5 protein-coding genes and 1 tRNA gene are annotated in these 6,607 nt (G+C 71.2%); 1 reads left to right on the top strand and 5 read right to left on the bottom strand.

Going from position 1 to position 6,607, the window contains the following annotated elements; translation table 11 throughout:
- Positions 1-86: 86 nt before the first annotated feature.
- The 5 genes from thrC to AB0O00_RS26125 all read right to left on the bottom strand — a co-directional run bounded on the left by thrC (position 87) and on the right by AB0O00_RS26125 (position 6,283).
- Positions 87-1,184 carry a threonine synthase gene (thrC, locus tag AB0O00_RS26145; RefSeq protein WP_363655687.1) on the bottom strand — a complete coding sequence of 366 codons (1,098 nt, stop codon included), beginning with the start codon at positions 1,182-1,184 and terminating at the stop codon, positions 87-89.
- Between the two features lie 10 nt (positions 1,185-1,194).
- Positions 1,195-2,487 (bottom strand): homoserine dehydrogenase, encoded by a 1,293-nt coding sequence (locus AB0O00_RS26140; protein WP_363655685.1) that lies wholly within the window; start codon positions 2,485-2,487, stop codon positions 1,195-1,197.
- Positions 2,488-2,625: 138 nt separating this feature from the next.
- Positions 2,626-4,017: a diaminopimelate decarboxylase gene (lysA, locus tag AB0O00_RS26135; protein WP_363655684.1), complete on the bottom strand. Its 1,392-nt coding sequence runs from the start codon at positions 4,015-4,017 to the stop codon at positions 2,626-2,628.
- Positions 4,018-4,108: 91 nt separating this feature from the next.
- Positions 4,109-5,770, bottom strand: a complete 1,662-nt coding sequence (gene argS / locus AB0O00_RS26130; RefSeq protein WP_363655682.1) for an arginine--tRNA ligase — start codon at positions 5,768-5,770, stop codon at positions 4,109-4,111.
- An 84-nt stretch (positions 5,771-5,854) separates the two neighbouring features.
- Positions 5,855-6,283, bottom strand: coding sequence for a response regulator (locus AB0O00_RS26125; RefSeq protein WP_363655680.1), 429 nt, complete (start codon positions 6,281-6,283; stop codon positions 5,855-5,857).
- A gap of 183 nt (positions 6,284-6,466) precedes the next feature.
- Here AB0O00_RS26125 and AB0O00_RS26120 point away from each other — a divergent pair.
- Positions 6,467-6,538 (top strand) — tRNA-Arg (locus AB0O00_RS26120).
- The last annotated feature ends 69 nt before the right edge of the window (positions 6,539-6,607 follow it).

Below are 6,607 nucleotides of genomic sequence, written 5' to 3'. Positions count from 1 at the left end.
GCTATGCGAAATTAACAAAATTGTGACACCGTACTCCGGGGGCGGCCCGACCCCCGACCGGGGCGGCCCGACGGGGCGTCAACGATTCAGCCGAGCAGGCCGAGGCGCCGGGCCGCCGCCTCCGGGTCGACCGGGACGACCTGCGGCTGCGGCGCGCCGGCCACCGCCCAGTCCGGGTCCTTGAGGCCGTTGCCGGTCACGGTGCAGACGATCCGCTGGCCCGGGTCGACCAGGCCGGCCTCCGCCTTGGCCAGCAGACCGGCCACCGAGGCGGCCGAGGCGGGCTCCACGAAGACGCCCTCCTGTGCGGCCAACAGCCGGTAGGCGGAGAGGATCTGACGGTCCGTCACCTTGTCGATGAGGCCGCCCGACTCGTCCCGCGCGGCGAGCGCGAAGTCCCACGAGGCCGGGTTGCCGATCCGGATCGCGGTGGCGATGGTCTGCGGCTTGAGCACCGGCGCGCCGTCCACGATCGGGGCCGAGCCGGCGGCCTGGAAGCCCCACATCCGCGGGGTGCGGGAGGCCAGGCCGTCGGTGGCGTATTCGCGGTAACCCTTCCAGTACGCGGTGATGTTGCCCGCGTTGCCGACCGGGAGGACGTGGATGTCCGGGGCGTCGCCGAGCATGTCGACGATCTCGAACGCGGCCGTCTTCTGGCCCTCGATGCGCACCGGGTTCACCGAGTTCACCAGCGCCACCGGGTACTTCTCGGACAGTTCGCGCGCGAGCGTCAGGCAGTCGTCGAAGTTCCCGTCCACCTGCAGGATCTTGGCGCCGTGCACCAGCGCCTGGCCCATCTTGCCCAGGGCGATCTTGCCCTGCGGGACGAGCACGGCCGACACCATCCCGGCCCGCACCGCGTACGCCGCGGCGGAGGCCGAGGTGTTGCCGGTGGAGGCGCAGATGACGGCCTGCGCGCCGTCCTCCTTGGCCTTGGAGATGGCCATCGTCATCCCGCGGTCCTTGAAGGAGCCGGTCGGATTGGCGCCCTCGACCTTCAGGTAGACCTCGCAGCCCGTGCGCTCGGACAGCACCTGGGCGGGGACCAGCGGCGTGCCGCCTTCGAGCAGGGTGACCACCGGAGTGGCCGCGGTGACCGGCAGGCGGTCGCGGTACTCCTCGATCAGGCCGCGCCACTGGTGGGTGTGCGCGCCTCGGACGACGTTCTCGGCAACGGCGTTCATGGCTAGTTCCTTACTCCCCTTCGACCCGCATGATGCTGGCCACGTCCCGCACGCTGTCCAGCGCGCGGAGCTTGTCGACCGTCGCCGACAGGGCGGCGTCGGTGGCACGGTGGGTGACCACGACGAGCGAGGCGTCGCCGTCGCGGCCCTGCTGGCGCACGGTGTCGATGGACACGCCGTGCTCGGCGAACACGGAGGCCACCTGGGCGAGCACACCGGCGCGGTCGTCCACGTCCAGGCTGACGTGGTAGCGGGTGACCACCTCGTCCATCGGCTTGGCCGGCAGCTGGGTGTACACCGAGTCACCGGGGCCGGTGGCCGCGTTGAGCTTGTTGCGGCACACCGCCACCAGGTCGCCGAGCACCGCCGAGGCGGTCGGCGAGCCGCCGGCGCCGGGGCCGTAGAACATCAGCCGCCCGGCCGCCTCGGCCTCGACGAACACCGCGTTGTACGCCTCGCGGACGGAGGCCAGCGGGTGCGACAGCGGGATCATCGCGGGGTGCACACGCGCGGTCACGGACTCGCCGTCCGCCGCCCGCTCGCAGATCGCGAGCAGCTTGACGACGCAGCCCATCGCCTTGGCCGAGGCGATGTCGGCCGCGGTCACCTCGGTGATGCCCTCGCGGTAGACGTCCGCCGCGGTCACCTTGGTGTGGAAGGCGATCCCGGCCAGGATCGCGGCCTTCGCGGCGGCGTCGAAGCCCTCGACGTCGGCGGTCGGGTCCGCCTCGGCGTAGCCGAGCGCGGTGGCCTCCTCCAGCGCCTCCGAGTAGCCGGCGCCGGTGGTGTCCATCTTGTCGAGGATGAAGTTGGTGGTGCCGTTGACGATGCCGAGCACCCGGTTCACCTTGTCGCCGGCGAGCGACTCGCGCAGCGGACGCAGCAGCGGGATCGCACCCGCCACCGCGGCCTCGTAGTACAGGTCCACCCCGGCCGCCGCGGCGGCCGCGTGCAGCTCGGCACCGTCCTGGGCGAGCAGCGCCTTGTTGGCGCTGACCACCGAGGCGCCCTGCTTGAACGCCGACAGGATGTGGTGTTTGGACGGCTCGATGCCGCCCACGACCTCGATCACCACGTCGATGTCGCCGCGGTTGATCAGGCCCTCGGCGTCGGTGGTGAGCAGGTGCGCGGGCACGCCGGGGCGCTCCCGGCCGGCCCGGCGCACCGCGATGCCGGCGAGCTCGACCGGGGCACCGATGCGCGCGGCGAGGTCGTCGGCCGTCGTCGTCATGATGCGCGCCACCTCGGAGCCCACCACACCACAGCCCAGCAACGCCACCTTCAGCGGGCGCGTACGCATCATCCGACTCCGCTCTGCATTCATCGTGCTTCGGTAATTCCGGCGGTTTTCTCGGGACCGCCGGGAACTTCGGTCCGTACCAGTCTCGGGGACTTTCCGCACGGATCTACGGTCGTTCCATGATCTGAGACAAGAATTTCGTCATCCGATATCCAGGCGCAGGAGATCCTCCTCCGTCTCGCGCCGGACGATCACCCGCGCCGCACCGTCCTTGACGGCCACCACGGGCGGCTTCAGGGCGTGGTTGTAGTTGCTCGCCATCGAGCGGCAGTACGCGCCCGTGGCGGGCACCGCGAGCAGGTCGCCCGGAGCGAGGTCGGCCGGCAGGAAGGCGTCCCGCACGACGATGTCGCCGGACTCGCAGTGCTTGCCGACCACCCGGACCAGCATCGGCTCGGCGTCACTGGTGCGCGACACGAGCGCCACCGAGTACTCGGCGTCGTACAGCGCGGTGCGGATGTTGTCGGACATGCCGCCGTCCACGCTGACGTAGGTGCGCAGGCCCTCCAGCGGCTTGACGGTGCCGACCTCGTACAGCGTGAACGCGGTCGGACCGACGATCGCCCGGCCCGGCTCCACGCTCAGCCGGGGGGCGTTCAGGTTCGCGGCGGCGCACTCGCGGCGGACGATGTCGGCCAGCGCGGCCGCGATCTCGGCGGGCTCGCGCGGGTCGTCGTCGCTGGTGTAGGCGATGCCGAGGCCGCCGCCCAGGTCGATCTCGGGCAGCTCGACGCCATGCTCGTCGCGGATCCGCGCGAGCAGGCCGACCACCCGGCGGGCGGCCACCTCGAAACCGGCCATGTCGAAGATCTGCGAGCCGATGTGCGAGTGGATGCCGCGCAGCTCCAGGCTCGCGTGGCCGAGCACCCGGCGCACCGCCTCGGCGGCGGCCCCTCCGGTCAGCGAGAGCCCGAACTTCTGGTCCTCGTGCGCCGTCGCGATGAACTCGTGGGTGTGCGCCTCGACGCCGACGGTGACCCGGATCAGCACCGGCTGGCGGACGCCGTGCCGGGCGGCGATCGCGGCCAGCCGCTCGATCTCCTCGTAGGAGTCGACGACGACGTGGCCGACGCCCGCCTTGACGGCGTGCTCCAGCTCGTCCGCCGACTTGTTGTTGCCGTGCAGCGAGATCCGCTCGGCCGGCATCCCGGCGGCCAGCGCCACCACCAGCTCGCCGGCGCTGCACACGTCGAGGTTCAGGCCCTCCTCGTGCAGCCAGCGCACGATCGCCTTGGAGAGGAACGCCTTGCCCGCGTAGTAGACGTCCGCGTCGGCGCCGAAGGCGTCCCGCCAGGCGCGCGCCCTGCTGCGGAAGTCCTCCTCGTCCATGACGTAGGCCGGGGTGCCGAATTCGGCCGCCAGCGTCTTGACGTCGATCCCGGCGACGGTGGCCACACCGTCGGCGTCGCGGGCGACCGTGCGCGACCAGACCTTGGGGTCGAGCGCGTTCAGGTCGGCCGGCGGGGCCTGGTAGTGGCCCTCGGGCAGCACGTCCCCGTGCCGGGGGCCTGCGGGGTGTGCGGAGCGGCTCATCTGCAGAACGTCCTTCGAGACCTATGGCGAGGGGCGGCGACGGTCCGCGTTGACCGTCAGCCGCCCCCCGCAGTGCGCTTGGGGGTGGTGCCTACATCCGCTCGGGCGCCGTCACGCCCAGGAGCGTCAGGCCGTTGGCGAGCACCGTACGCGTCGCCTCGACCAGCCAGAGGCGGGCCCGGTGCGTGTCGTTGAGCTCCTCGTCGCCCTTGGGCAGGAACATGCAGTTCTCGTACAGGCGGTGGTACTTGCCCGCGAGCGTCTCCAGGTACACGGCGACCTTGTGCGGCTGGCGCAGCTGGCCGGCCTCGGCCAGCACGCCCGGGAACTGGGCGAGGTGGCCGAGCACGTCGGACTCCCACTCGGTGGCGAGCAGCTCGGGTTTGAACTGCTCGGCCGTGCCCTTGTCGACGCCCAGCTCGGCGGCCTTGCGCGCCACGCCGCACATCCGGGTGTGCGCGTACTGGACGTAGAAGACCGGGTTCTCGTTGCTCTGGCTCGTCAGGACGTTGATGTCGAGCGTGATCGTCGAGTCCGTGGACGAACGCGCCAGCGTGTAGCGGGCGGCGTCCACGCCGATCCACTCGACGACGTCGTCGATCGTGATGATGTTGCCGGCCCGCTTGGACATGCGGACCTCTTCGCCGTCGCGAAGCATCTTCACGAACTGGCCGATCTTCACCTCGATGTTGTGGTTCATGTCGTCGCCCGCGCAGGCCGCGATGGCCTTGAGGCGGTTGACGTAACCGTGGTGGTCGGCGCCCAGCATGTAGAGCGCGACGTCGGTGCCGCGGTCGCGCTTGGACAGGTAGTAGGCGGCGTCGGCGGCGAAGTAGGTGGTGTCGCCGTCGGCCTTGATCAGGACGCGGTCCTTGTCGTCGCCGAAGTCGGTGGTGCGCAGGAAGACCGCGCCGGCCTCGTCGAAGACGTGGCCCTGCTCGCGCAGCCGGGAGATGGCCTTCTCGACGGCGCCGGAGTCGTGCAGCGACTTCTCCGAGAACCAGACGTCGAAGTGGGTGCCGAACTCGTCCATCGAGCGCTTGATCTCGGCCACCATGAGCTTGAGGCCCTCGGTGCGGAAGACCTGCAGCTGCTCGGCCTCGGGCAGGTCGAGCAGGCCCGGGACGGCGTCGGTGATCGCCTTGGCGATGTCGACGATGTACTCGCCGACGTACCCGCCCTCGGGCACCTCGCGGCCGTTCGCGGCGGCCTGCAGCGAGGCGGCGAACTTGGTGATCTGCACGCCCGCGTCGTTGAGGTAGTACTCGGTGGTGACGTCGGCGCCGGAGGCCCGCAGGACGCGCGCCAGCGAGTCGCCGACGGCGGCCCAGCGGACGCCGCCGATGTGGATCGGGCCGGTCGGGTTGGCGGAGACGAACTCCAGGTTGATCTTCAGGCCCTTGAGGGCCTCGTTGCGCCCGTAGGCCTCGCCCGCCTCGACGACGGTGCGGGCGAGCGCGCCGGCGGTGGCGGTGTCCAGGGTGATGTTCAGGAAGCCCGGACCGGCGATGTCGACCTTGGCGACGCCGGTGATCCCTCGCAGGCGGTCGGCCAGCGTCTCGGCGACGGCTCGCGGCGGCTTGCCGGCCGCCTTGGCGAGCTGGAGGGCCACGTTGGTCGCGTAGTCGCCGTGGTCCCTGTTCTTGGGCCGCTCGACCGTCACGTGCTCGGGCACGGCGACGGCCAGCTCGCCCGCCTCGACGGCGGCGCTCACTGCGGCCTGGACTGCCTGGGAGAGTTCTGCGGGGGTCACGACGCCAAGCGTAGGCGAGACGGGGCACCCGCCCGCCACTCGGTTTGCCGGTTGAGACGGCCGTACAGCGCCCCGACGGCGATCTCAGCCGCGATCGGTGCGCTCTGTTCGCTCAGGGCGAAACCCGCCGGGCCGTCCACCCAGGGCCATCAGCCGCCGCACCAGCGCGACCAGGTCCGCCGGATCGAAGGGCTTGCCGAGGTAGCCGTCCACCCCGACCGCCTCCCCGAGGTCCAGATCGGCCGGCGTGCAGGCGCTCACGATCGCGATCGGCAGCCCGCTGGTGCCGGGCGCCGCGCGCAGCCGGGCCGCCGTCCGCAGGCCGTCCAGGCGCGGCATCACGACGTCCAGCGTCACCACGTCCGGCCGCACCCGGCGGACCACCTCCAGGCACTCGGCACCGTCGGCGGCGGTCACCACCTCGAAGCCCTCGAGTTCGAGGTTGACCCTGATCAGCTGGCGGATCACCTCGCTGTCGTCCACCACGAGGACCCGCCCGGACTCTCCCGACACCTCACCGAGGGTATCGGCGGGGCCACCGCCCCGTCCGGCCTTTGCCGACTTCCACCGACCGGACCCCGGCGACACCGTCGTGGCAGCCGTCGTGGACGCCGTCGTGAAAACCCGTGCACGGAGCACGGCCGGAGCCTGATAGTGTTCTCCACGTCGGAGCGAAGGCACCGACGGCAAGTGCCGGCCCCCGTAGCTCAGGGGATAGAGCACCGCCCTCCGGAGGCGGGTGCGTAGGTTCGAATCCTACCGGGGGCACTTGCAACAGAGGCCCAGATCAGTGGAGTTGATCCACTGATCTGGGCCTTTGTCGTTCCCCGGAACGCT

Origin of the sequence: Kitasatospora sp. NPDC093558 (genome assembly GCF_040683475.1) — a bacterium.
In the GTDB taxonomy this organism is placed as follows: domain Bacteria; phylum Actinomycetota; class Actinomycetes; order Streptomycetales; family Streptomycetaceae; genus Kitasatospora.
This window is presented reverse-complemented; position numbering and strand designations above follow the sequence as displayed.

Excerpts from the sequence above, each read along its gene's own strand:
- AB0O00_RS26140 (WP_363655685.1), bottom strand. The coding sequence starts at position 2,487 with ATGATGCGTACGCGCCCGCTGAAGGTGGCGTTGCTGGGCTGTGGTGTG.
- thrC (WP_363655687.1), bottom strand. The coding sequence starts at position 1,184 with ATGAACGCCGTTGCCGAGAACGTCGTCCGAGGCGCGCACACCCACCAG.
- lysA (WP_363655684.1), bottom strand. The coding sequence starts at position 4,017 with ATGAGCCGCTCCGCACACCCCGCAGGCCCCCGGCACGGGGACGTGCTG.